We start from the raw sequence: 22,415 nt of genomic DNA, 5'->3' as shown, positions 1-22,415 counted from the left end.
TCCGGCACGGGAGCGGGCGCCGACCCGGGGACGCCCCCGGACGCGGCCCCCGCGGAGGAGGTCATCTGCCCTCCGTCTCGGCGAGGATCTCGGCCAGGTGCAGCACCCGCACCCCGGACCGCAGCCGCGACAGGGCCCCGCCGATGTGGGTCAGGCACGCGTTGTCGACCGAGCAGACCACGTCGGCGGACGTGCCGCGGACGTGCCGGACCTTGTCGGCGACCATCGCGACCGACACGTCGGCGTTCTTGACCGCGAACGCCCCCCGAACCCGCAGCACTCCTCGGCGGCGGGCAGCTCGACCAGCTCCAGGCCCTTCACGGCCCGCAGCAGCCGCAGCGGGCGGTCGCCGGCCCGCAGCATCCGCAGCGAGTGGCACGTCGGGTGGTAGGTGACCCGGTGCGGGAAGTACGCGCCGACGTCGGTGACGCCGAGGACGTCGACGAGGAACTCCGACAGCTCGTAGACCTCGACGGCCTCGGCGGCGCGCGCGAGCGCGGGGTCGCCGGCGGCCCGCGCGATCCGCGGATAGGCGTCGCGGACGGTCGCCGCGCACGAGGCGGACGGCGTCACCACCACATCCGCCCGAGAGCCCCGGAGACCCCATCGGCCCCGTCTCCCCGCCGAACGCGGCCGTGAACGCGCGGGCGATGTCGGCCGCCTCGCGGTGGTAGCCGGTCGTCCAGTGCATCTGGCCACAACAGGTCTGCCCCGGCGGGAACACCACCTCGTGCCCGAGCCGCTCCAGCAGTTCCGTCGTCGCCCGGCCCGTGCCCGGGAACAGCGCGTCGTTGAAACACGCGACGAAAAGGGCCACCCGCACGCGGCCTCACCTCCCCCTCGCCGCTCCCCCGGGGCCATCGTAGGGGGACGCGGCGGGGCCGTTCGGGGAAACGATCGCACTGCCGTGGCCGGAGAGGGTCGCGTGACCCCCGGGAACGAAGGCGCCCCGAGGTTTACCGACCAGACGGCGTGTCGTTCTTTGCCCGTTATCCGGCTCGGGGCACGCTATGCCTGAGACCCCGGGGTGAGACGGATCACGGCCCACCGGTACTCCGGTACCACGGGACAACCGTCCCAACGGGCTATGGCCGCGATGAAGCGAACCGTTCCACACTGGGGGGCGTCATATTGGAAGAACCACCCACCACGAGTTCACTTTGAGACCGGAGGCACGCCGATGTGCCCGCACCAGCCGCCCTGTCCCCCGTCCGACGGACCCGACCGCGACGCCGCGCGGACGCTGGCCAGCCACCCCGAGCAGGGGTGGAGCCTGCTGTGCAACGGTGTCGTGCTCTTCGAGGACACCGGTGAGCTGCTGCCCAACGGGGGATCATCGCACCGCACCGGCCGACGGATCTGACCGCTCCGTCCGCCGCCTGAACCGTCTCCACGGGGACTAGTTCGTACGGGTGATCAACCTCGGGGCAACGCCACCCGCCCGAACCTCCGGGCCCGGCTCAGGGCCCGGGGGTACCGACCACCGACCGGCGACCGGCCGAGCCCGGCGCCGGACCGGCCGAGTCCGGCCACGGCGGGCCCTGAAGCGGCCCGCCTCGCCCGGCCGCGGGGGTCGGCGCCTTCACCGCTCGGGGGCGAGTGGAGGCGCCGACCAGCGGCGCAGCCACGGTTCCGCCGCCTCGCCCACCGCCGCCGGGTCCTTGGCCAACTCGTGACGCTCGCCCGGCAGCACCCGCACCTCGTCGGCGTCCGCCGCGTCCGGCACGCCGAACGGGTCCCGGTCGCCGTTGACCACGAGCACCTCCGCGCCCGCGGCGCCCGCCGCGCGCAGCTCGTCCACCCGGGTCCGGTCCGGCCTGCCGGGCGGCCGCAGCGGGAACGCCAGCGCGATCACGCCCACCGCGCCCGCCTCCCCCGCCGTCCGGCACGCGACCCTCGCCCCGTTGCTGCGGCCCCCCTGCACGAGGACGGCCCCGGGGTACTCCTTGCGGAGGAGGCCGACGATCTCCAGCCACGCCTCGTCCTGCTTGACCGCCGACCCCGGCGCGCGCCGGCCGGCCTTGCGGAACGGCTGGAGGACCCGCGCGACCGCGCCGCCGAGGCCGAGCGCCGCCGAGCGCACCGCGAGCAGGTCGGCGGCGTCCACTCCCCCGTTCGACCCGTGCGTCAGGACCAGCAGGAACGCCGGGTCGTCCCGGGCGTCCAGGGCGACCTCCGCCGGGCCGTGCGCCGTCACGATCTCCATGCGCCCACGGTATCCGGACGCGCGCGCCGGTGATCACGTAGGGCAGACTGAGGGTATGAAGGAGATGACCGACAGTGAGTGGCGCGCGTTCGCCCTGGAGGGGACCCGCACGGGTAAGGCCGCGGTCACCCGCAAGGACGGCTCGCCGCACGTCACGGCGATCTGGTTCACGCTGAACGGCGACGAGCTGCTGTTCACCACCGAGGCGACCAGCGTGAAGCGCCGGGTGCTGCGCCGCGACCCGCGCGTGTCGATCTGCGTGGACGACCAGACGCCGCCGTACTCGTACGTGGTGATCGAGGGCGAGGCGGTCCTCTCGGACGACATGGACGAGCTGCGCCGGTGGGCGACCGTGATCGGCGGCCGCTACATGGGCGAGGACCGCGCCGAGGAGTTCGGGGCGCGCAACGGCGTGGAGGGCGAGTACCTGGTCCGGGTCCGGATCACCAAGGTCATCGCCCGCCGCGACATATCCGACTGACGGCACGGCCCGGCATGATCCGGCCGCCGTACGCCGATCCGCCTCGGCGCCGCCTCGATCGGCCCGACCGGGCCCGGCCGCCCGTCAGCCCGTCAGGCGTCGGGCCAGCCGGGCGGCAGGGACCGGGCGGGGGCGCCCATCGCGAGGCGGAGGCGTTCGGCGAAGCTCTCGTGCAGCAGCGGGCCCCACGCGTAGTCGCTCGGGACGCGGACGGCGCGGCCGAGCAGCTCGTGGGCCTCCCCCTCGCCGCCCTCGGCGTACTTGACGGCGAGCAGGGCGTACATGTGGTCCAGGGCCCCGAACGCCTCGCCCGCCAGGGCGGGCAGGCTGCCGTCCGCCACCGACTTCTCGACGACCGGCTCCCACCACAGGTCGGCCGGGTCGCCCTCGTCGTCGTCCCCGCCGAAGTCGCGGCGCAGCCGGGCGCGGACCTGCGCGGCCACCCCCGGGTCGGACAGGCCCCGGCGCCAGGCGTCCCGGGCCTCCGGGCCGCGGCCCCGCAGCGGCAGCGTCCGCGCGAGCAGCTCGGTCGCGAGCGGGCCCACCTCCGGGTCGGCGGGCGCGCCGTCCTCGCCGAGCGCCGCGCCGAACGCGCCGATCGCCTGGTCGAGGCAGGCGATGCCGAGCGCGACCGCGAGCCGCGCGTACGCGTACGGGGCGGTGGCGCGGTCGACGAGCTTCAGCCCGGCGGTGAGGACGCGCTGGGCGCGGGCGGCCTCGCCGCGCTCCAGCAGGCGCTGCGCGAGGTCGTGGGCGGCGAGCGAGCCGTACTCGGCGTCGCCGGTGCCGATCGCGTCCTCCCAGTGCTCCCTGGCGTCGTCGAACCGGCCCGCGTCGTCGGCGAGCCGGGCGAGCGCCAGGTGGGCGGGCGGCAGGTAGGCCGGGTTGCCGAAGCCGACCACGGTGCGCCAGGCGGGCCCGGCCTGGTCGTGCTCCCCGGCGCGCTCGTGCGTGAGGGCCAGGTGGTACGCGGCGCGCGGGCCGTACTCGGGTCGCGGGTGGCGATCGCGGCGCGGTCGGCCTCGCGGGCCCCGGCGACGTCGCCGGAGTCGTCGAGGACGACGGCGAGCCCGAGGGCGGCCCGCGCCCGGTGCTCGCCGTCGCCGAGGTCGAGCACCCGCTGGAACAGCAGGGCGGCCTCGCGGGCCTCGCCGTCCTCGGCCAGCCGCCGCGCCTCCTCGCACAGCCGCGCCGGGTCGTCGGTTCCGGGCGCCGGGTCCGGTGACTTGGTCATCGCTCTACTGCCCTCTGGGGGTCGTCGGGTCTGCGCAGAGCCTAGCGATCCGGCCCGTCCGCGTCTCGCGGCGACACTCGCGGAGCCGCCCGGCAAGATCACGATTCGGCACGGTTCCGCGCCCGGCCGCGGCGGCCGGGCGCGGGACCCGCGGGTCAGTCCTCGAACGCCTCGGGCGGCGGGCAGGAGCAGACCAGGTTGCGGTCGCCGTACGCCTGGTCGATCCGGCGGACGGGCGGCCAGTACTTGTTCTCGCGCAGCGCGGGGAGCGGGTAGGCGGCCTCCTCGCGGCCGTACGGGTGCTTCCAGTCCTCGGCGAGCAGGGCGGCCGCCGTGTGCGGGGCGTTCTTCAGCGGGTTGTCCTCGGCGTCGTAGCCGCCGTCGGCGACCCGCTGGATCTCCCGCCGGATCTCGATCATCGCGTCGCAGAACCGGTCGAGCTCGGCGAGGTCCTCGCTCTCGGTCGGCTCGATCATCAGCGTGCCGGCGACCGGGAACGACAGGGTCGGCGCGTGGAAGCCGTAGTCGATCAGCCGCTTGGCGACGTCCTCGGCGGTGATCCCGGTCTCCTTGGTGATCTTGCGGAGGTCGGCGATGCACTCGTGCGCGACCAGGCCGTTGCGGCCCGTGTAGAGGATCGGGTAGTGCGGGCCGAGCCGGGCGGCGAGGTAGTTGGCGCCGATGATCGCGCCCTCGGTCGCGGCGCGCAGCCCGTCCGGGCCCATCATCGCGATGTACGCCCAGGAGATCGGCAGGATGCCCGCCGACCCCCACGGCGCCGCGGAGATCGGGCCGACGCCGGTCTCGCGGGGCCCGGCCTCCTCGCGCAGCGGGTGGTTCGGCAGGAACGGCGCGAGGTGCTCGCGGACGCCGATCGGGCCGACGCCGGGCCCGCCGCCGCCGTGCGGGATGCAGAACGTCTTGTGCAGGTTCAGGTGCGAGACGTCCGAGCCGAACTCGCCGGGCCGGGCGAGGCCGACCAGCGCGTTCAGGTTGGCGCCGTCCACGTAGACCTGGCCGCCCGCCTCGTGCACGGCCGAGCACACCTCGGTGATGCTCTCCTCGAACACGCCGTGCGTGGACGGGTACGTCACCATGATCGCCGCGAGGTCCGCGCCGTGCCGGGCGATCTTGCCGTGCAGGTCGTCCAGGTCGATGTTGCCGCCGTCGTCGCACTTGACCACGACGACCTTCATCCCGGCCATGACGGCGCTCGCGGCGTTCGTGCCGTGCGCCGAGGAGGGGATGAGGCAGACCGTGCGGTGCGCCTCGCCGCGCGAGGCGTGGTAGCCGCGGATGGCGAGCAGCCCGGCCAGCTCGCCCTGGGACCCCGCGTTGGGCTGCACCGACACCTTCGCGTACCCGGTGATCTCGGCGAGCCGGTCCTCCAGCTCCCCGATCAGCTCCAGGTAGCCGCCGACCTGCTCGACCGGCGCGAACGGGTGGACGTTCGCGAACTCGGGCCAGGTGATCGGCTCCATCTCGGCCGTCGCGTTCAGCTTCATCGTGCAGGAGCCGAGCGGGATCATCGAGCGGTCGAGCGCGATGTCCTTGTCCTGGAGCCGGCGCAGGTAGCGCAGCATCGCGGTCTCGGAGCGGTGCTCGTGGAACACCGGGTGCGTGAGGTAGGGGCTCTGGCGCCGCAGCGCGTCCGGGATCGCCTCGCCGAAGACCGCCGGGTCCTGCGCGCCGTCCGCGCCGTCCGCCCCGTCCGCGCCGTCCGCCGGGACGCCGAACGCCGCGAGGACGGCGGCGACGTGCTCGGGCAGCGTCGTCTCGTCGCAGGCGACGGCGACGCGGTCGGCGTCGACGAGGCGCAGGTTGACGCCGCGCTCGCGGGCCGCGGCGACGACGTCGGCGGCGCGGCCCGGGACGCGCGCGGTCACGGTGTCGAAGAACGCCTCGTGGACGACCTCGACGCCGCCGCGGCGCAGCCCGCCGGCGACCTCGGCGGCGCGGCGGTGCGTGCGCTGCGCGATCGCGGCCAGCCCCTCGGGGCCGTGGTAGACGGCGTACATGCTCGCCATGACGGCGAGCAGCACCTGGGCGGTGCAGATGTTGCTGGTGGCCTTCTCGCGGCGGATGTGCTGCTCGCGGGTCTGGAGCGCCAGCCGGTAGGCGGTGGCGCCGTCGGCGTCGACCGAGACGCCGACGAGGCGGCCGGGGAGCTGCCGCTGGATGCCCTCGCGGACGGCCATGTAGCCGGCGTGCGGCCCGCCGAACCCGTACGGCACGCCGAACCGCTGCGCCGAGCCGACGACGATGTCGGCGCCGGACTCGCCGGGGGCCGCAGCAGCGTCAGGGCCAGCAGGTCGGCGGCGACGACCACCTGCGCGCCGCGCTCGTGCGCCTGCGCGGCGACCGGCTCCAGGTCGCGGACGGCGCCCGACGCGCCCGGGTACTGGAGCAGCACGCCGAAGAAGTCACCGTCCGGCAGCCCGCCGGACAGGTCGGCGGTGACGACGTCGAGGCCGAGCGGCACCGCCCGGGTCCGCACGACCTCGATCGTCTGGGGCAGCGCGTCGGCGTCCACCAGGAACGTTCCGCCGCCCTTGCGCTTGGACGCCCGGTGCGCCAGCGCCATCGCCTCGGCGGCGGCGGTGCCCTCGTCCAGCATCGAGGCGTTGGCGACCGGCAGCCCCGTCAGGTCGCTCACCGCGGTCTGGAAGTTGAGCAGCGCCTCCAGGCGGCCCTGCGAGATCTCGGGCTGGTACGGGGTGTAGGCGGTGTACCAGCCGGGGTTCTCCAGGACGTTGCGCAGGATCACGCCCGGGGTGATCGTCCCGCTGTAGCCGAGGCCGATCATGGAGGTGAGCACGGTGTTGCGGTCCGCCAGCTCGCGCAGCCGCGCGAGGGCCCCGGTCTCGCTGAGCGCGGGCGGCAGGTCCAGCGGGGCGGCGGTGCGGATCCCGGCGGGCACCGCGTCGTCGATCAGCGCGTCGGCGTCCGGGTAGCCGATCGCGGCCAGCATCCGGCCCCGCTCGTCGGCGGACGGCCCGATGTGCCGGTCGGCGAACGTGGTCCGGGGGTCCTGCGGCGACGCCACCGGTGCGTAGTACTGGGCGGTCATGGGGAGCCTCCTGGGCTGCTGCGGTCGCTCAGGGCCACGGGCCCGGCGGGCCGGCGGCTGGTCTCCCCCTCTGTCATGGCACCTGAGAGCTTCACCCGCTCCCTCGCGGGGTTTCCCCTTCGGTGAGCCGCCGTTCCCGTCGCGGAGAAGGGGACGCCGCCTGCTTTCCAGAGGTGCCTCGCCCGAGCGGTCCTTTTGCCTGAGAGGTTCCGGGGAGGTTGCCCCTTCGGCGCCCCACGCTGGCGGCGTGGGGTCTCTCCCGCACAGGGTCGACGGCATGTCTGGGTGGAACCCTACCCAACCGGGCGCCGGAACGATCGTCGCGGCCCGGCCCTCCGCGCGTCGCGGACGCCTGACAAGTACGATATCCACAGCTCACGGAGAAGGGGACGGTCCGGGAGCGGGGGGCGGAGAAGGGTACGAGGCTCGCGTGAGACCGCACGCTACCGGGATCGGCGTCCCGGTTCGACGGCACGCCGCCGGTTCTGGGACGCTGATCGCAGTGACAGGCCCGACGGCGGTGCGGCGTGACCCAGACCCACGACGAGACGGTGCGGACCAGGCCGGACACGGCCACCGCCGTGCCCGTGGACGAGCCCGCGCAGCCCGACCGGATCCGGCGGCCCGCCGACGCGATCCGCTTCGCGGCGTCCCTGCTCGGCCTCGCCGCGGTGCTGCTGCTGGTGTCGATCGCGCAGCAGACCACGCACGGCCTCCAGTCCGACATCGCCGAGGGCACCGCGCACGCCCCGCGCTTCCTGCTGTCGCTGGCGACGATGGCCTCCAGCTTCGGCGTGCTGGCGGTGCCCGTCGCGTTCTCGATCGAGCGGCTCTTCCACAAGGACGGCACGCGCGTCGCGATCGCGCTGCTGGCCGCGGTGATCGCGTTCGGGCTGACCTACGTGCTGGACGGCTGGGTGATCTCGGCCGCGCCGGGCGGGGTGCTCGACTCGCTGATCTGGGGCGGCACCGACACCGCGCTCGTGCACACCGACATCACGCCGGTGATCGCGTTCGTCAGCGCGGTCGGGATGGCGGGCCGGGTCCGCTGGCAGGCCGCCACCTGGACGATGATCGGCCTGGCCGCGCTGACCGGCCTGACCGCCGCGTACGCCTCGGTCGCCGCGCTCGTCGCCACCTACTTCCTCGGCCGCGCGATCGGGCACGGCACCCTGTACGCGGTCGGCACGCCCAACCCGCGCCCGGCCGCCTCCGCCGTCGTCGCGGCCCTCGAACGGATCGGGCTGCGCCCCGCCTCCGCGCGCCGGCTCCCGGGCGGCGCGCACGGCGACGCCGACGACCCGCGCCGCTACGGCGTGACGGTCCGGCACGACCCGGACGCGCCCGCCGAGGACGGCACCGGCAAGGAGCTCCCCCGCGCGGAATGGCAGCTGGAGGTCCGCGTCCTGGACCGCGACCAGCAGCCCGCCGGGCTGCTCTACCGGGTCTGGCGGCTGCTGCGGCTGCGCGGCGCGGCCCCCGGCCGGGCGCTGCGGTCGCTGCGCCGGTCGCTGGAGCAGGAGTCGCTGATGGCGTACGCGGTGGCGGCCTGCGGCGCGCGCACGCCCCGCCTCGTCGGCACCTCCGAGGTCGGCGTCGACGCGGCCCTGCTCGCGTACGCCTACGTGCCCGGCCGCAGGCTCAACGCGGTCGACGACGGCGAGCTCACCGACGGGCTGCTGCGGGACGTGTGGCGGCAGTTCCAGCGGCTCCAGGAGGCGCGGCTGGCGCACCGCCGCCTCCAGGGCGACGCGGTCCTCGTCGGCGACGACGGCCTCGCCTACATCACCGACCTGCGGGCCGGGGAGATCGCGGCGGGCGACCTCGTGCTCCGCCTCGACCTCGCGCAGCTCCTCACCACCCTCGCGCTGCGCGCCGGGCCCGAACGCGCCGTCGCGACCGCCGCCGCCGTGCTCGGCGAGGACGCCCTCGCCGCCGCCGTCCCGCTGCTCCAGCGGGTCGCGCTGTCACGCGCCACCCGCGCCGCGCTGCGGCACGACAAGGAGCTGCTGACCCGCATCCGCGAGCAGATCGTCGCGCTGGAGCCGGAGACCGAGGTCGCGCCGGTACGGGTCGAGCGCTTCAAGCCCCGCACGATCGTCAGCATCGTCGCCCTGACGGTCGCCGCGTACATCGTGTTCCCGCAGGTCAGCAGCGTCGACTTCCAGCAACTGGTGTCCAGCGCGTCCTGGTGGTGGGTGCTGGTCGCCCTGTTCGCGGCCGGTGTGACGTACCTGGCGGCGGCGTGGATGCTGATGGGCTTCGTCCCGGAACGCCTCTCGCTCGGCCGGACGGTGCTCGTCCAGGTGGCCGCGTCCTTCGTGAAGCTGGTCGCGCCAGCCGCGGTCGGCGGCGTCGCCATGAACACCCGCTACCTCCAGCGCTCGGGCGTACGGCCCGGCCCCGCCGTCGCGAGCGTCGGCGCGTCCCAGCTCATGGGGATGATCACGCACATCCTGCTGCTGATCGTGTTCGGGTTCATCACGGGCTCGACCACGACCGCCACGCAGGACCTCGCGCCGTCCCGCACGATGGTGGTCGTCCTGCTGGCCCTCGGCCTCGTGGCGGCCGTCGCGCTGACGATCCCGCGCGTGCGCCGGGCGGTCGCGGCGCGGATGAAGAGCATGTTCTCCGGCGTGGTGCCGCGCCTGGTGGACGTCCTCCAGTCGCCGAAGAAGCTCGCCACGGGCATGGGCGGCACCCTCCTGCTGACCGTGGCGTTCGTGGTCTGCCTGGACTCGTGTGTCAGGGCGTTCGGCGGGTCGCTGCACTGGACGGCCGTCGTCGTGGTGTTCCTGACCGCCAACGCCCTCGGCTCCGCCGCGCCGACGCCCGGCGGGCTCGGCGCGGTCGAGGGCGCCCTTACGCTGGCGCTCACGATCTCGGGCCTCACCGCCGAGACCGCCGCGTCAGCGGTCCTGCTGTACCGCCTGCTGACCCTCTGGCTCCCCGTCCTGCCCGGCTGGGCCGCCTTCGCCTACCTCCAACGCAAGGAAGCCATCTAGTTTGAAGCCCCGGCCCACGCCACTCGCCTAGGGCCTGTTTTGCGGATCTGGATCTTTGGGCTGTGGCTTGATGGTGGCCATGGTGCGTCGACACGAGTTGACCGACGCGGCCTGGGCGCGGATCGAGCCGTTGCTGCCGGTCGCGTCCGGGCCTGGCGGGCGGTGGCGTGATCACCGGCAAGTGATCAATGGGATCTTGTGGAAGATCCGCACCGGTGCCGACTGGCGGGACGTCCCGGACCGGTACGGGCCCTGGCAGACCCTCTACCAGCGGTTCCGCCGCTGGAGCGCCGACGGGACCTGGGAGCGGCTGCTGGCCCACGTCCAGGTCCACGACGATGCGGTCGGTGCGGTGGACTGGTCGGCGGTATGCGTGGACTCCACCATCGTGCGGGCCCACCAGCACGCCGCCGGCGCCCGCAAAAAGGGGAACACCCGGGGACGAAACCGGCATCGCTCGCAGCAGAGCAGGCACTGGGGCGATCCCGCGGCGGGCTGACCACCAAAGTCCACCTGGCCTGCGATGGGCGCGGCCTGCCTCTGGCATTCACCCTCACCGCCGGCAACATCAACGACTGCACCCGGCTCATCGAGGTCGTCGAAGCCATCGAGGTCCGACGCGCCGGCCCGGGCCGTCCACGGGTGCGGCCCGGGCACCTGATCGCCGACAAGGGCTACTCCACTGGCATCATCCGCGGCTATCTGCGGCGACGGCGCATCCCGCACACCATCCCTGAGCGCAGCGATCAGCTGGCCGCCCGCGCTCGCCGCGGGCATCGCCGCTGCGGCTTCGACTCCGACCGCTACCGGCGCCGCAACGTCGTCGAACGCTGCTTCAACCAGCTCAAACGCTTCCGCGGTCTGGCCACCCGCTACGAGAAGCTCGCCGCGCACTACCGCGCCGTCGTCACCATCGCCAGCCTCGTCCTGTGGCTCAACCACGATCCACAAAACACGGCCTAGCGGCTGTGTTGATTTAAGCCCCGGCCCACCCCGCTCGCCTAGCGGCTCGCGGCGTGACCGTTGCTTTGCGAGTGCTGCATCGCTTCGCGATCTGCCCGGGAAGGCTCGCCTTCGGCCTCGCCTCCCCGGCCAGTTAACGCACTCGCGCGGGGGTCGAGGTCGCGGGGTTAGGACGGCCGCGGTCCGTACGGGCCTGTCTGTGTGGTGCAGCAGCCGCCTCGTGCCCACCCTGCGGCGTTTGTCATGCCGCTGGTCGCCGTGAGGCTTTGGGGTGGACCTTTTGTGGGAGGACGGCGTTCGGGGCGTACTGGGGCGGTCTGAGGGGCTCCCGAAAGGGTGCTGTGGGGGGCCGCTGTCCGCGGGGCCCGGCGGGGGCCGGAAGGCGGAAGCGGTGGCGCGGGGTCGGGGTGGAGGGTGCGGGGTGGTGAGGCTTGGGGCCGGGCCGGGCCGGGCCGGGTTACGGGGGTGCGGGGGTCAGCCGGTGCGGCGGGCGCGGCGGCGGTGGGCCAGCTCGTCGTGGGGGTGGGGGCCGTGGCCGCCGTCGGCGGGGGCGGCTCGTTCGGCGGGGAGTTCGGCGAGGCTGCCCTCGACCTCCTGCCAGACGCGGCCGAGCGCGATCCCGAAGACGCCCTGGCCGCCCTGGAGCAGATCGACGACCTCGTCGGGCGAGGTGCACTCGTAGACGCTCACGCCGTCGCTCATCAGCGTGATCTGCGCGAGGTCGCGCACGCCGCGGTCGCGCAGGTGCGTCACGGCGGTGCGGATCTGCTGGAGCGAGACGCCGGTGTCGAGCAGCCGTTTGACGACCTTCAGCACCAGCACGTCGCGGAAGCTGTAGAGCCGCTGGCTGCCCGAGCCCTGGGCGGGGCGCACGCTCGGCTCGACCAGCTTCGTGCGCGCCCAGTAGTCGAGCTGCCGGTAGGTGATGCCCGCCGCCGCGCAGGCCGTGGGGCCGCGGTAGCCGACGTCCTCGGGCGGCGACGACACCTCGGTCTCGAAGAGCAGGCCCTGCTCTCCGGCGCGCTGGGACGCAATGTGCCTGTCGGGGGTCGCCTTGCCCTCGCCGCTGCTCACCGCCACGCGGACCTCCGGCTTCTATCAGCCCGCGGCGCTCCGTCAAGGGGGTTTGACGAATTACACCACGGGTGTTCCACCAGCACGGTAGGTGCCGGTCAGAGTGTGGTCAACGTTCGCCGTCGGCGCGTCGCATGCCCGGATGAACCGGCTTCACGTGGGCAAACTGCGCACCTTGGGTCCCTACGCTCTCCTACCCCGGTCGTCACCGTGCGGAAACGGCCGGGCCGCGCCGAATGCAAGACCACGCGCAGGGCGGTATGGACTTGCGGCCCGGCGGGTCCGGCCGGCCTCGGCCGGGCCCGCTCGCCGCGCGGTCAGCCCGCGCGGCCGAAGTCCTCGGGGGAGATCGTGTCGAGGAACTCGCGGAACTTCTCGACCTCGTCCTCCTGCTCGTCGGGGATCGCGACCCCGGCCTCCTCCAGCACGTCCTCGCTCGCGAAGATCGTGGCGCCGGTGCGCAGCGCCAGCGCGATCGAGTCGGACGGCCGGGCGCTCACCTCCACGCCGTTGGAGAACACCAGGTCGGCGAAGAAGATCCCCTCGCGCAGGGCGGTGATGTTGACGGTGCGCAACTGGACGCTGAGGGCGTCGAGGACGTCGCGGAACAGGTCGTGGGTGAGCGGGCGCGCGGGCAGCACGCCCTGCTGGGCGAAGGCGATCGCGGTCGCTTCGACCGCCCCGATCCAGATGGGCAGGTAACGCTCGCCGCCGGTCTCCTTCAACAGGACGATCGGCTGGTTGGAGGGCATCTCGACCCGGACGCCGACGACCTCCATCTGCTTCACCGCAACTCCCTGCTGGTCCTCGCTGCCTCGATCACCACGTGCGCGGATCGGCTCCTGACCGTACCCAATAGCCAACGTACACCCCGGGTCGGACGGCGCGGCTCGGCACCGCCGCGGCAAAAACCTCCGCACCGCGCATGATCAGGGGTCCAGGCTTTCGCGCAGACCCGTCGAGACCAGGGCCGCGTGCAGCCTGACCGAGAGCGCGGCGATCTCGCGCGCGGCCTCGGCGGCGCGCTCGTGCGCGCCGGCGCCGCGCCGGTGGAGCTGGGGCGCGACCATCTGCGCGGCGAGGGCGACCTGCCGGTCGGCGGCGGCCTTGATCGCGCGCAGGTGCCGGACCTCGAAGCCGAACTCGCCGAGCGCGCCGGCGGCGCGGGCGACCGCGAGGGCCTCGCCCTCGTAGTGCGTGCCGGAGCGGCGGATCAGGCCGTACTCCTCCAGCCGTTCGAGCAGCTCACCGTCGATGCCGGCGCCGTCGAGGAGCTGGCGGCGGGTGAGCCGCACGGCGGGCGTGTCGGCGGTGGTGTCGGCCGCGACGAGGGTGCGGGGCGGCGCCCCGCGTCGTCGCGGGGGCGGCGGGAGGCGGGACGGCCTCGCCGCGGTCGAGGGCCTCCAGGTGCTGCCGGATCACCCGCAGGGGGAGATATTGGTCACGTTGGGCCCTGAGGATGTAGCGGAGCCGCTCGACGTCGGCGTCGCAGAACTTGCGGTAGCCGGACGGGCTGCGCTGCGGCTCGACCAGACCCTCCGCCTCCAGGAACCGGATCTTGGAGATGGTGATGTCCGGGAAATCCGGCCGCAGCAGCCCCAGGACGTCCCCGATCGTCATCAGGGCCCGGGCTGGCTGCGCGTTCATGGCCCCTCCCATCGTCGCCGCGACCCCGTACTCCCCCGGATCCGTGCGTCCCGCTCAGCCGTGCTGCGGGTTGGTCAGGAACACCAGCCGGAACTTGCCGATCTGGACCTCGTCACCGCCCGACAGCCCCGCCTGGTCGATCCGCTGCCGGTTGACGTAGGTGCCGTTGAGGGCGCCCACGTCGCGGACCGAGAACTGGCCGCCCTGCCGGGAGAACTCGGCGTGGCGGCGGGACACGGTCACGTCGTCCAGGAAGATGTCGCTCTCGGGGTGGCGTCCCGCCGAGGTGCGGTCCTTGTCGAGCAGGAAGCGGCTGCCCGCGTTGGGTCCCCGCTTGACCACGAGCAGCGCCGTCCCCGGCGGCAGCGCCTCGACCGCGATCTGGTCGGCGCCGGCCGGCTCCTCCGGCCCCTGGTCGGCGTCGAGGGCCTCGAAGCCGCCGATGGAGATGGTGGAGGTGGACTCACCGGGCGACTCCCGGGGAGGCGGTGAGGGGGACGGGCCACTCCGGGACAGCGGAGTGCCGCAGTTCGAGCAGAAGCGGGCATCATCCGGGTTGGCGTGACCGCACTGCGTGCAGTAGACGCTCGGCATCGATCGGCTCGGCCTCCTACCATCGGCGTGCCGCCCGCGGACACCCCGCCTCGGCGGGAGCCGCCTGCGCCACGCGCATCCATCAACCAACCCACGCCGGGGAACCGCCCCCGACCACGGTCCGACCCGCCGCCTGCTTTCACGACGGTCGCCGCAACTTACGCGGGTACTGCCCGAGGGGTCAACTGGGACGGCGAGCCGGCTGCTCTCCAAGCTACCTTCGACATGATCGCAGGTCCACGCCGCCGCGCGGGCGGCGAACGATCGCGATCCGGCGCCGCGCGGTCACCGACCGCGACGCGCCACACCCCGTTCCCCGTTGGACGCCGGACGCCCCTTGCTCACCCCTCACCCAGACCGTACCGCGCTGACGGCCATCCGTGTGCGCGGGGTGATCGAGACGGAGGCCCCGGCGGTCTGGAGCGTCTTGACGACGCCGCCGGGGATGTTGAGGGCCGTGGTCATGGTGTGCGGGTCGCCGATCGCGAGGAAGCGGTACGGAGCCGCGAGCCGCCGCCCGTCGGCCTCGACGCCGCCGGACACGTCGAGGAAGTACGTCCCGGCGGCGGTCCGCACGTCGTTGACCTGCACGACCTCGGCGCCCGCGTCGCGCAGCTCCTGGAGCGCGTCCAGCAGGTTGGCGGCGCGGACGCCGGAGCGCGGGTCGGCGATCAGCATCTCGATGCCGGGCCCCTCGGCCGGGAGCGTCCCCGCGAGCAGCCCGTAGGTGGTGGCCCGCCGGTGCGCCTCCTCCAGGGCCGCGTCGCCCTGGACGTCGCGTTCGAGGTCGGCCTTGGTCCCTTCGAGGTCGCGCAGGTCGCCGCGCAGGCGCTCGGACCGCTGGCCCAGGTCGGACAGGATGCCGACCAGCTCGTCCTGGCGGGCGGTGGCGAACGTGGTGTCGCGCTTGTTCGACTGCACCTGCGCGACGACGGCGAAGCCGACGACGAGGCACAGCAGGCCGCCGACGAGCTGGCCCCAGGTCGTCCGGGGGCGCAGGAGATCCATGACCCCGGCCGCGCCCTTCGGCGTGTCGGGCGCCTGCGCGTCCCGGGCCTCCGTCGGGGTCTCCGGCGGCGGGTCCGGGGTGTCCTGGGCGGGGTTCCCGGGGTTCTGGGGTGCCTCTTCGGGGCGCTGAGCCCTCCGCTCGTCCGTCGCGGGGGCGCGGGTCGGCTCCTGGGGGTCCTGCGGCCGTCCGGACGGCTCGTGCCGTTTCTCGTTCACGCGCCGAACAGCTTCCGTCTGATCGCGGCCGCGTTCGAGAAGATCCGGATGCCGAGGACGACCACGACGCCGGTGGAGAGCTGGGAGCCGACGCCGAGCTGGTCGCCGAGGAACACGATGAGCGCGGCGATGATGGTGTTGCTGACGAACGAGACGACGAAGACCTTCTCGTCGAAGACGCCCTCCAGCCTGGCGCGGACGCCGCCGAACATGGCGTCCAGCGCGGCCACGATCGCGATCGGCAGGTACGGCTGGAGCCACAGCGGCACGGTCGGCTCCAGCACGAACCCCAGCGTCACCCCGATCACGAGGCCGATCAGCGCGATCACGCCCGGCCCTCCTTCTCCCCGGTCAATCCTCGTCCCCCGTCCGTCACTCGTGTCCCCCTCGGCCGTTCCCCCTGGAGCCCGCGCCCTGCCCGCCCTGCCCGCCGTCGCGGTGGCCGCCGCCCGTCGCGCCCGGCTCCTCTCCCTGGGGATGGGCGTAGCGCAGTTGCAGCGCCGCGGCGGCGGGCAGGCTGACCCGGTCGTCGCGGCGGGTGTCGTAGCGGATGCGGTAGCGCTCCTTGAGCAGCCGCAGCCGCCGGTCGGCCGCCGAGTCGCGGTAGGCGTCGCGGACGCGGTCCGGGTCGCCGGCGGCGGTGACCTCGTACGGGCCGCCGAGCGGCCGGTAGTCGACCAGGATCGCCTCTCCGGCGGTACGGATCGCCGTGGTGGCGGTGAGCCGCTGGCCGTTGACGGCGATCGCCGTCGCGCCGGCCGCCCAGAGCCCGTTCACCAGGATCTGGAGGTCCTGATCATAGATCCGGCCGTCGGCGGGGTCCTGGTCGTGCCGGTCGTCCCCGTCGGCGCCGGAGGCGTCGTCGAGGGTGACGACGAAGCCGGCGCCCGAGACGGGGGCGGCGGCCGCGGCGGCGCTCGCCTCGGCGAGGCTCTCGCGGGCGTGCCGGCCGTCGGCGCTGCGGGCGAGCGCGGCGGCGCGCTCGCGCTCGGTCTCGGCGCGCAGCCGGTCCAGGCGACGCTGGAGGTCGTCGGTCTCGCCGGTGCGGGCGTGGATCTCGTCGACGAGGCGGGAGCGCTGCGCGGCGGCGACGGGCTCGCTGCGGCGCACCTCGGCGCCCGCGACGAAGACCAGGACGCCGACGAGGACGAGGACGAGCAGCACGCCGCCGCCCCCGAACCTGCTCCGGCGGGGCGCGGAGTCGCCCGCGGCGGCGCGGCGGGCGGCGGCCTCGGCGTAGCCGGGGTCCAGGAGCCTGCCCGCGAACAGGTCCGACAGGAGCGACATGGAGGCGTCGGGCCGCCGCCAGCTTCGCCCGCCGCCTGCCTCCTCCGCCTCGCGGTCCCGTTCGATCACCGCCCCATCATGGCAAGGCCCGCCAAATCGCGGCACGCCGCCGGGCGCGGGCGGGCGCAGGTCAGCGCGGACGCGGGGCGTGGCGGCCGGAGGGCGTTCGGGGGCGGCCGGGGGACGGCCGGCGGGGGGCCGGGGGCGCGGCGGGGCTCAGGCGGTGGCGGCGCGGGAGCGGTCCAGGCCGAGGTGGACGGCGATGGCGGCCAGCGCCGAGCCCATCACGTAGCGCTGGACGCGCTGCCAGAGCGGGCGGCGGGCCAGGAACGCGGCGATGGTGCCGGCGACGACGGCGATCAGGCCGTTCACGGTGATCGCGACGCTGACCTGGACGAGGCCGAGCAGCAGGCTCTGGAGGGCGACGTGGCCGCGTTCGGGCTCGACGAACTGCGGCAGCAGCGACACGTACACGATCGCGATCTTGGGGTTGAGCAGGTTGGTGACCAGGCCCATGGTGAACAGGCGGCGCGGCGGGTCGTGCGGCAGCTCCTTCGGGGCGAACACCGCGGTCCCGCCGGGCCGCACCGCCTGCCAGGCCAGCCAGAGCAGGTACGCGGCACCGGTGATCTTGATGGCGGCGTAGAGCGGGGGGACGAGCGCGAACACGGCGGTCAGCCCGGCGGTGGCGGCGGCGACGTAGAGGAAGAACCCGGCCGCGACGCCGGCGAGCGAGATCAGGCCGGCGCGGCGGCCCTGCGTGATCGACCGGGAGACGAGGTAGATCATGTTGGGCCCCGGGATCAGCACCATGGCGAGGGCCACGGCGGCGATCCCGGCCGCGGCGGAGAGGGAGATCATGCTCCGATGCTAAAGCTCCGCCCTGTTCGCGTGCAATGTAGTTATTGCACTCGGTACAATTCGGGGCAATTGCCTCGAAGACGTACCAGAGGCGTACCAGAACTGCGCGGGCGGGGAGGCGGCGGTGGAGGACTACCGGCGGATCGCGGACGAGGTCGCGGACGACATCGCGTCCGGCGCACTGCGTCCGGGCGACCGGCTGCCACCGCAGCGCGCGTTCGCCCGCGAGCGGGGCATCGCGGCCTCGACCGCGAGCCGCGTCTACGGCGAGCTCGTCCGGCGCGGGCTGGCGGTCGGCGAGGTCGGGCGCGGGACGTTCGTGCGGGCGGCCGGCCCGCGGCCCTCGTCCGCGCTCACCGAGCCGTCGGCGGGCGCCCGGACCGACCTGGAGCTCAACTACCCGATCGTGGCCGGGCAGGCGGCCCTGCTCGCGGGCGGGCTCGGCCGGATGCTCCGCCCGGACGTGCTCGGCGCGGCCCTCGCCCCGCTCGGGGTCGCCGGGACGCCCGCCGCGCGGGAGGCGGTCGCGGGGCTGCTCGCGGTCGCCGATCCCGGCCGGGTGCTGTTCGCGGGGAACGGCAGGCAGGCCATCGCCGGGGCGGTCGCGGCGCTCGCCCGTCCCGGCGAACGGCTCGCGGCCGAGGCGCTCACGTACCCGGTGGTCAAGGCCATCGCGGCACGGCTCGGCGTCACGCTCGTCCCGGTCGAGGTGGACGCGGACGGCATGGTGCCCGGCGCGCTCGCCGAGGCGGCGCGGCGGCACGGCCCGCTGCGCGGGGCGTACCTCCAGCCGACGCTGCACAACCCGTACGGGACGACGATGTCCGCGGAACGGCGCGCGGAGCTCGCCGCCATGCTCGACCGGCTCGGCCTGGACGCGATCGAGGACCGCGTGTGGGCGTTCCTGAACCCGGACGCGCCGCCGCCCCTCGCCGCGTTCGCGCCGGACCGCACGATCCTCGTCGACAGCCTCTCCAAGCGGCTCGCGCCGGGGCTGACCGTCGGGTTCGCCGCCGCTCCCCCGCCGCTCGCGGTACGGGTCGCGGCGGCGCTGCGCTCGGGCGGGTGGGCGCCCGCCGGGTTCGCGCTCGACGCCGCGACGGGATGGATCGCGGACGGGACGGTGGACGCGATCGTCGGCGCGAAGCGGGACGACGCGGCGGCGCGGCAGCGGATCGCCGCCGAGCTGCTGCCGGAGGCGGGCGTGCGCACCGATCCGCACGCGTACTTCTGCTGGTGGGACCTGCCCGCGCCGTGGCGGGCCGAGACGTTCGTCGCGGCGGCGGGACGGCGCGGCATCGCGGTCACGCCGGGCGCCGCGTTCGCCGTCGGCTCCGGTTCCTCTCCGCGTGCGGTGCGGATCGGGCTGGCCTCGCCGCCGCCGGAGGCGCTCGGCCGCGCCCTCGGCGTGCTGGCCGAGATCGCGCGCGGCACGCCGGACGACTCCGCGCCCGACTGAGCCGCCCGTCTTCACGGGCCCGTCTTTACGCCGCGTGGCCGGTCGTTCATCGTTCAAGGGGTGATCGAGGTCATCGGGGTCGGGCAGCGGACGGGCGGCGGGCGGCGCACGCTGCGGGACGTGTCGTTCAGCGTCGGGGCGGGCCAGCTCGTGGCGATCATCGGCGGGAGCGGGTCGGGGAAGACCACGCTGCTGGAGGCGCTCGCGGGGGTGCGGCCTCCGGCCGAGGGCGAGGTCCGCTACACGACGCCGTGCGGGCCGCCCGGTTACGTGCCGCAGGACGACATCGTCCACATGGGGCTGCCGCTGCGCCGGACGCTCCGCTACGCCGCCGGGCTGCGCCTGCCCGCCGGGACGCCCGCGGAGCGGATCGACCGGGCGGTGGACGCCGCGCTGGACGCGCTCGCGCTCACCGGACGGGCGGGGCAGCGGGTGGGGTCGCTGAGCGGCGGCGAGCGCAAGCGGGCCAGCATCGCGGTGGAGCTGCTCACGCGGCCGGGCGTGTTCTTCCTGGACGAGCCGACCTCCGGGCTCGACCCGGTGACGGCGGCGGACCTGATGCGGCTGCTGCGCGGCCTCGCGCGGGCGGGCACGACGATCGTGATGACCACGCACCACCCGCCGGACGTGCACGGCTGCGACCGCGTCGCGGTGCTGTCCGAGGACGGCGGCCTGGCGTTCCACGGGACGCCGGACGCCGCGCTGGAACGCTTCGGCGCGCGGACCGTCGAGGACATCTACCTCCGCCTCGCCGAGACGACGCCCGCCGACGGGAACGGGACCGGGGGCGGGGACGGGGACGGCCCGGCGGCGGAGGCCGACTGGGAGCGGCGCTTCGCCGAGTCGGCGCCCGACGCGCCGGACGGGAACGCGCCAACCGGGGACGCGCCGCGCGCGGGCGCGCGGGCCGGGGGCGCGCGGCGGATCGGCGCGGTGCGGGAGTGGGCGCTGCTCGCCCGCCGCGACCTGGACCTGCTGACGCGCGACAGGCTGACGCTGGCGATCCTGGCGGGCTCGCCGCTGATGGTGCTCGCGATGTTCGCCGTGCTGTTCCGGCCGGGCGCGTTCTCCCCCGCGTCGCCGAGCCCGTCCGCCACCGTGATGATCCTGTTCTGGATCGCGTTCGGCGGGTTCTTCTTCGGGCTGACCTACGGGCTGCTCCAGATCTGCACCGAGCTGCCGGTGCTGCGGCGCGAACGGCTCGCGGGCCTGCGCGCGGGACCGTACGTGCTCGCGAAGGCGGCCGTGCTCGTTCCGCTGCTCGCCGCCGTGGACGCCCTCATGCTCGCCGTGCTGCGCGCGCTGGACCGCCTGCCCGGGGCGGGGTGGGGCACGTACGGCCCGGTGTTCGGGACGCTGCTGCTGTGCTCGGCGGCGGCGCTCGCGCTCGGGCTGCTGGTGTCGGCCGCCGTGACCGACCCGTCGCAGGCGACGATGGCGCTGCCGATGCTGTGCTTCCCGCAGGTGCTGTTCGTGGGCGCGATCCTGCCCGTGCCGCTGATGGCTGCGCCCGGCCGGTGGCTGAGCGCGGCGATGTCGAACCGCTGGGCGTTCGAGGCGCTCGGCCGCAGCCTCGGCGTCGAGCGGCTCTGGGCGTCGGGCGCGTCGCCGCTCGGGCCGCCGCTGCTCGCGTCGTACGGCGGGACGTTCTCCCGGCCGGTCGCGGCCGACTGGGCGCTGCTCGGCGGGTTCACGGCGCTGTTCCTGGCCGGAACGGTGCTCGTGGTGGCGCGCCGCACGTGACCCGGAACTTCCTCCCCGCGGCAACCTGAAAGGCCGATATAGGCCACATGGTGCCTTGTTCGCCGTTTTCGGGGATTCCTAATCACCCTGAGAGTGACGGCCGCGTTCCACGCTCGGGGGTGCACCATGAGTACTTCATCCGATTTCTCCCTCGGGGCGACGCCCGCCGGGGACCCCGCGTACGCGGCGACCCGGCGGCTGGACGAGCTGCGCGCCGCCGAGTACGCCTACCTCGACGAGCGCGGGCACGCCTACCTCGACTACACCGGGTCCGGCCTGCCCGCCGACGCGCAGCTCCGCGCGCACCGCGAGCGGCTCGGGGCCGGTGCTTCGGCAACCCCCACTCGGAGAACCCGACGTCCTCGGCGTCCACGGCCCTGGTCGAACGGGCCCGCGCCGCGGTCCTCGCCCACTTCAACGCCTCGCCCGACGAGTACGCCGTCGTGTTCACCCCGAACGCCACGGGGGCGTGCAGGCTCGTCGGCGAGGCGTACCCGTTCCGGCGCGGCTCGCGGCTGGTCCTCACGGCCGACAACCACAACTCGGTGAACGGGATCCGCGAGTACGCGCGGGCGCGCGGGGCGCGCGTCGCGTACCTGCCCGTCCGCCCGCCGGAGCTGCGCGTCGGCGACGACGACATGCGCGCCGCGCTGTCGCGGGGCCGCGGCCTGCTGGCCTACCCGGCGCAGAGCAACTTCACCGGCGTCCAGCATCCGCTGGGCTGGATCGGCCTCGCGCACGAGCGCGGGTACGACGTGCTGCTGGACGCCGCCGCGTTCGCGCCCGCCAACCGCCTCGACCTGTCCGCCGTGCGGCCCGACTTCGTCCCGGTGAGCTGGTACAAGGTCTTCGGCTACCCGACGGGCGTCGGCTGCCTGCTCGCGCGCCGCTCCGCGCTGCGGCGGCTGCGGCGGCCCTGGTTCGCGGGCGGAACGATCCAGGCCGTCAGCGCGCTCGGCGGCTGGCACGTCCTCGCCTCGGACGAGACCGCGTTCGAGGACGGCACGCTCAACTTCCTGGCGATCCCGGACGTGACGTTCGGCGTGGAGTGGGTGGACGGCATCGGCCTCGACCTGATCCACCGCCGCGTGTCCCGCCTCACCGCCTGGACCCTGGAGCGCCTGCGCTCGCTGCGCCACGGCGACGGGACGCCGATGATCCGCGTCTACGGCCCGTCCACCGCCGAGGGGCGGGGCGGCACGATCGCGTTCAACGTCCTGGACCCCCGGGGCGAGGTGGTGGACGAACGCGTCGTCGCCCGCGACACGTCCGCCGCCGGGATCTCGATCCGCACGGGCTGCTTCTGCAACCCGGGCGCCGGGGAGGGCGCGTTCCGCATCGAGCGCCGCACGCTGCGCTCCCGCGCGCTGCGCCGCCCGATGCGCGACCTCGACGCCTACCTGGGCGTGCTCGGCCTGCCGAGCGGCGGCGCCGTCCGCGCCTCGTTCGGGCTGGTGTCGAACGAGGCCGACGTGGACCGCCTGATCGCCTTACTCGCCGACACCTACCGGGACCGGACCCCGCGGGAGCAGGCCCTGCACCCCCGCGAACGCTGCTGACCCGTCCC

General features: G+C 74.7%; 18 protein-coding genes, 3 pseudogenes and 1 riboswitch. Of the genes and pseudogenes, 8 read left to right on the top strand and 13 right to left on the bottom strand.

From position 1 onward, the window contains the following. Positions 1 to 61: 61 nt before the first annotated feature. Positions 62 to 823 (bottom strand): annotated as a pseudogene (locus tag GEV43_RS40720) ((Fe-S)-binding protein). A gap of 357 nt (positions 824 to 1,180) precedes the next feature. Between GEV43_RS40720 and GEV43_RS40715 the strand changes: the two are divergent. Next, positions 1,181 to 1,383 (top strand): annotated as a pseudogene (locus GEV43_RS40715) (DUF5999 family protein). A gap of 199 nt (positions 1,384 to 1,582) precedes the next feature. Here the strand turns inward: GEV43_RS40715 and GEV43_RS40710 are convergent. Continuing rightward, the gene (locus GEV43_RS40710) at positions 1,583 to 2,206 is read right to left on the bottom strand and encodes an alpha/beta family hydrolase (protein ID WP_160825914.1); all 624 of its coding nucleotides are present in this window, start codon (positions 2,204 to 2,206) and stop codon (positions 1,583 to 1,585) included. Between the two features lie 64 nt (positions 2,207 to 2,270). Here GEV43_RS40710 and GEV43_RS40705 point away from each other — a divergent pair, with 64 nt between their 5' ends. After that, positions 2,271 to 2,687: a PPOX class F420-dependent oxidoreductase gene (locus tag GEV43_RS40705; RefSeq protein ID WP_309240210.1), complete on the top strand. Its 417-nt coding sequence runs from the start codon at positions 2,271 to 2,273 to the stop codon at positions 2,685 to 2,687. A 92-nt stretch (positions 2,688 to 2,779) separates the two neighbouring features. On the opposite strand, the gene GEV43_RS40700 is transcribed toward GEV43_RS40705, so the two are convergent. After that, complete coding sequence (locus GEV43_RS40700; RefSeq protein WP_241684227.1) at positions 2,780 to 3,589, bottom strand: lipopolysaccharide assembly protein LapB; 810 nt, start codon at positions 3,587 to 3,589, stop codon at positions 2,780 to 2,782. A gap of 188 nt (positions 3,590 to 3,777) precedes the next feature. Between GEV43_RS40700 and GEV43_RS54305 the strand changes: the two genes are divergently transcribed. Then, positions 3,778 to 3,912, top strand: a complete 135-nt coding sequence (locus tag GEV43_RS54305) for a hypothetical protein (protein ID WP_302931359.1) — start codon at positions 3,778 to 3,780, stop codon at positions 3,910 to 3,912. Positions 3,913 to 4,076: 164 nt separating this feature from the next. Here GEV43_RS54305 and gcvP read toward each other — a convergent pair. Further along, positions 4,077 to 6,991 (bottom strand): annotated as a pseudogene (gene gcvP, locus GEV43_RS40695) (aminomethyl-transferring glycine dehydrogenase). A gap of 177 nt (positions 6,992 to 7,168) precedes the next feature. Next, a riboswitch (glycine riboswitch) is annotated at positions 7,169 to 7,263 on the bottom strand. A gap of 255 nt (positions 7,264 to 7,518) precedes the next feature. On the opposite strand from gcvP, the gene GEV43_RS40690 reads away from it, so the two are divergent. Next, complete coding sequence (locus GEV43_RS40690) at positions 7,519 to 9,996, top strand: lysylphosphatidylglycerol synthase transmembrane domain-containing protein (protein WP_160825912.1); 2,478 nt, start codon at positions 7,519 to 7,521, stop codon at positions 9,994 to 9,996. A gap of 82 nt (positions 9,997 to 10,078) precedes the next feature. After that, a protein-coding gene (locus tag GEV43_RS40685) for an IS5 family transposase (RefSeq protein ID WP_309240252.1) occupies positions 10,079 to 10,959 on the top strand; the annotation gives its coding sequence in 2 pieces (ribosomal slippage) (positions 10,079 to 10,432 and positions 10,435 to 10,959; 879 coding nt in all). Between the two features lie 474 nt (positions 10,960 to 11,433). Here the strand turns inward: GEV43_RS40685 and GEV43_RS40680 are convergent. From GEV43_RS40680 to GEV43_RS40645, 9 genes are all read right to left on the bottom strand, one after another. Then, positions 11,434 to 12,039: a MerR family transcriptional regulator gene (locus tag GEV43_RS40680; RefSeq protein ID WP_160825911.1), complete on the bottom strand. Its 606-nt coding sequence runs from the start codon at positions 12,037 to 12,039 to the stop codon at positions 11,434 to 11,436. 311 nt (positions 12,040 to 12,350) lie between these two features. After that, positions 12,351 to 12,821: a bifunctional nuclease family protein gene (locus GEV43_RS40675; protein WP_160825910.1), complete on the bottom strand. Its 471-nt coding sequence runs from the start codon at positions 12,819 to 12,821 to the stop codon at positions 12,351 to 12,353. 141 nt (positions 12,822 to 12,962) lie between these two features. Then, the gene (locus tag GEV43_RS52470; protein WP_241684226.1) at positions 12,963 to 13,328 is read right to left on the bottom strand and encodes a hypothetical protein; all 366 of its coding nucleotides are present in this window, start codon (positions 13,326 to 13,328) and stop codon (positions 12,963 to 12,965) included. Continuing rightward, positions 13,279 to 13,680, bottom strand: a complete 402-nt coding sequence (locus GEV43_RS52465; protein ID WP_241684225.1) for a MerR family transcriptional regulator — start codon at positions 13,678 to 13,680, stop codon at positions 13,279 to 13,281. The genes GEV43_RS52470 and GEV43_RS52465 overlap by 50 nt, the downstream gene beginning before the upstream one ends. A gap of 54 nt (positions 13,681 to 13,734) precedes the next feature. Then, a complete protein-coding gene (locus tag GEV43_RS40665; protein ID WP_160825909.1) occupies positions 13,735 to 14,274 on the bottom strand; it encodes an FHA domain-containing protein in 540 nt (179 codons plus the stop codon). Positions 14,275 to 14,622: 348 nt separating this feature from the next. Then, positions 14,623 to 15,498, bottom strand: coding sequence for a DUF881 domain-containing protein (locus GEV43_RS54300; protein WP_160825908.1), 876 nt, complete (start codon positions 15,496 to 15,498; stop codon positions 14,623 to 14,625). Beyond that, a complete protein-coding gene (locus tag GEV43_RS40655) occupies positions 15,495 to 15,827 on the bottom strand; it encodes a small basic family protein (protein WP_160825907.1) in 333 nt (110 codons plus the stop codon). The genes GEV43_RS54300 and GEV43_RS40655 overlap by 4 nt, the downstream gene beginning before the upstream one ends. 43 nt (positions 15,828 to 15,870) lie before the next feature. After that, positions 15,871 to 16,854 carry a DUF881 domain-containing protein gene (locus tag GEV43_RS40650; RefSeq protein WP_160825906.1) on the bottom strand — a complete coding sequence of 328 codons (984 nt, stop codon included), beginning with the start codon at positions 16,852 to 16,854 and terminating at the stop codon, positions 15,871 to 15,873. 147 nt (positions 16,855 to 17,001) lie between these two features. Further along, positions 17,002 to 17,646, bottom strand: coding sequence for a LysE family translocator (locus tag GEV43_RS40645; RefSeq protein ID WP_160825905.1), 645 nt, complete (start codon positions 17,644 to 17,646; stop codon positions 17,002 to 17,004). A gap of 124 nt (positions 17,647 to 17,770) precedes the next feature. On the opposite strand from GEV43_RS40645, the gene GEV43_RS40640 reads away from it, so the two are divergent. Genes GEV43_RS40640 through GEV43_RS40630 form a run of 3 tightly spaced genes read left to right on the top strand, consistent with a single transcriptional unit; the run spans position 17,771 to position 22,407 of the window. After that, a complete protein-coding gene (locus GEV43_RS40640) occupies positions 17,771 to 19,105 on the top strand; it encodes a PLP-dependent aminotransferase family protein (RefSeq protein ID WP_160825904.1) in 1,335 nt (444 codons plus the stop codon). 60 nt (positions 19,106 to 19,165) lie between these two features. Beyond that, on the top strand, positions 19,166 to 20,848 hold the full coding sequence (locus GEV43_RS40635) for an ATP-binding cassette domain-containing protein (RefSeq protein WP_206681609.1): 1,683 nt from the start codon (positions 19,166 to 19,168) through the stop codon (positions 20,846 to 20,848). Positions 20,849 to 20,895: 47 nt separating this feature from the next. After that, positions 20,896 to 22,407, top strand: a complete 1,512-nt coding sequence (locus GEV43_RS40630; protein WP_241684224.1) for an aminotransferase class V-fold PLP-dependent enzyme — start codon at positions 20,896 to 20,898, stop codon at positions 22,405 to 22,407. Positions 22,408 to 22,415 lie beyond the last annotated feature (8 nt).

The sequence above is a fragment of the Actinomadura sp. J1-007 genome (assembly GCF_009793335.1).
GTDB classification, from domain to species: Bacteria; Actinomycetota; Actinomycetes; order Streptosporangiales; family Streptosporangiaceae; genus Spirillospora; species Spirillospora yumaensis.
Note: the sequence above shows the minus strand (reverse complement) of the source record. Positions and strands in the feature narration are given on the sequence as shown.

Bases quoted from the DNA above. Each gene is read 5' to 3' on its own strand.
- GEV43_RS40710 (WP_160825914.1), bottom strand. From the start codon at position 2,206: ATGGAGATCGTGACGGCGCACGGCCCGGCGGAGGTCGCCCTGGACGCC.
- GEV43_RS40705 (WP_309240210.1), top strand. From the start codon at position 2,271: ATGACCGACAGTGAGTGGCGCGCGTTCGCCCTGGAGGGGACCCGCACG.
- GEV43_RS52465 (WP_241684225.1), bottom strand. From the start codon at position 13,680: ATGAACGCGCAGCCAGCCCGGGCCCTGATGACGATCGGGGACGTCCTG.
- GEV43_RS40665 (WP_160825909.1), bottom strand. From the start codon at position 14,274: ATGCCGAGCGTCTACTGCACGCAGTGCGGTCACGCCAACCCGGATGAT.
- GEV43_RS40645 (WP_160825905.1), bottom strand. From the start codon at position 17,646: ATGATCTCCCTCTCCGCCGCGGCCGGGATCGCCGCCGTGGCCCTCGCC.
- GEV43_RS40630 (WP_241684224.1), top strand. From the start codon at position 20,896: ATGGTGCCTTGTTCGCCGTTTTCGGGGATTCCTAATCACCCTGAGAGT.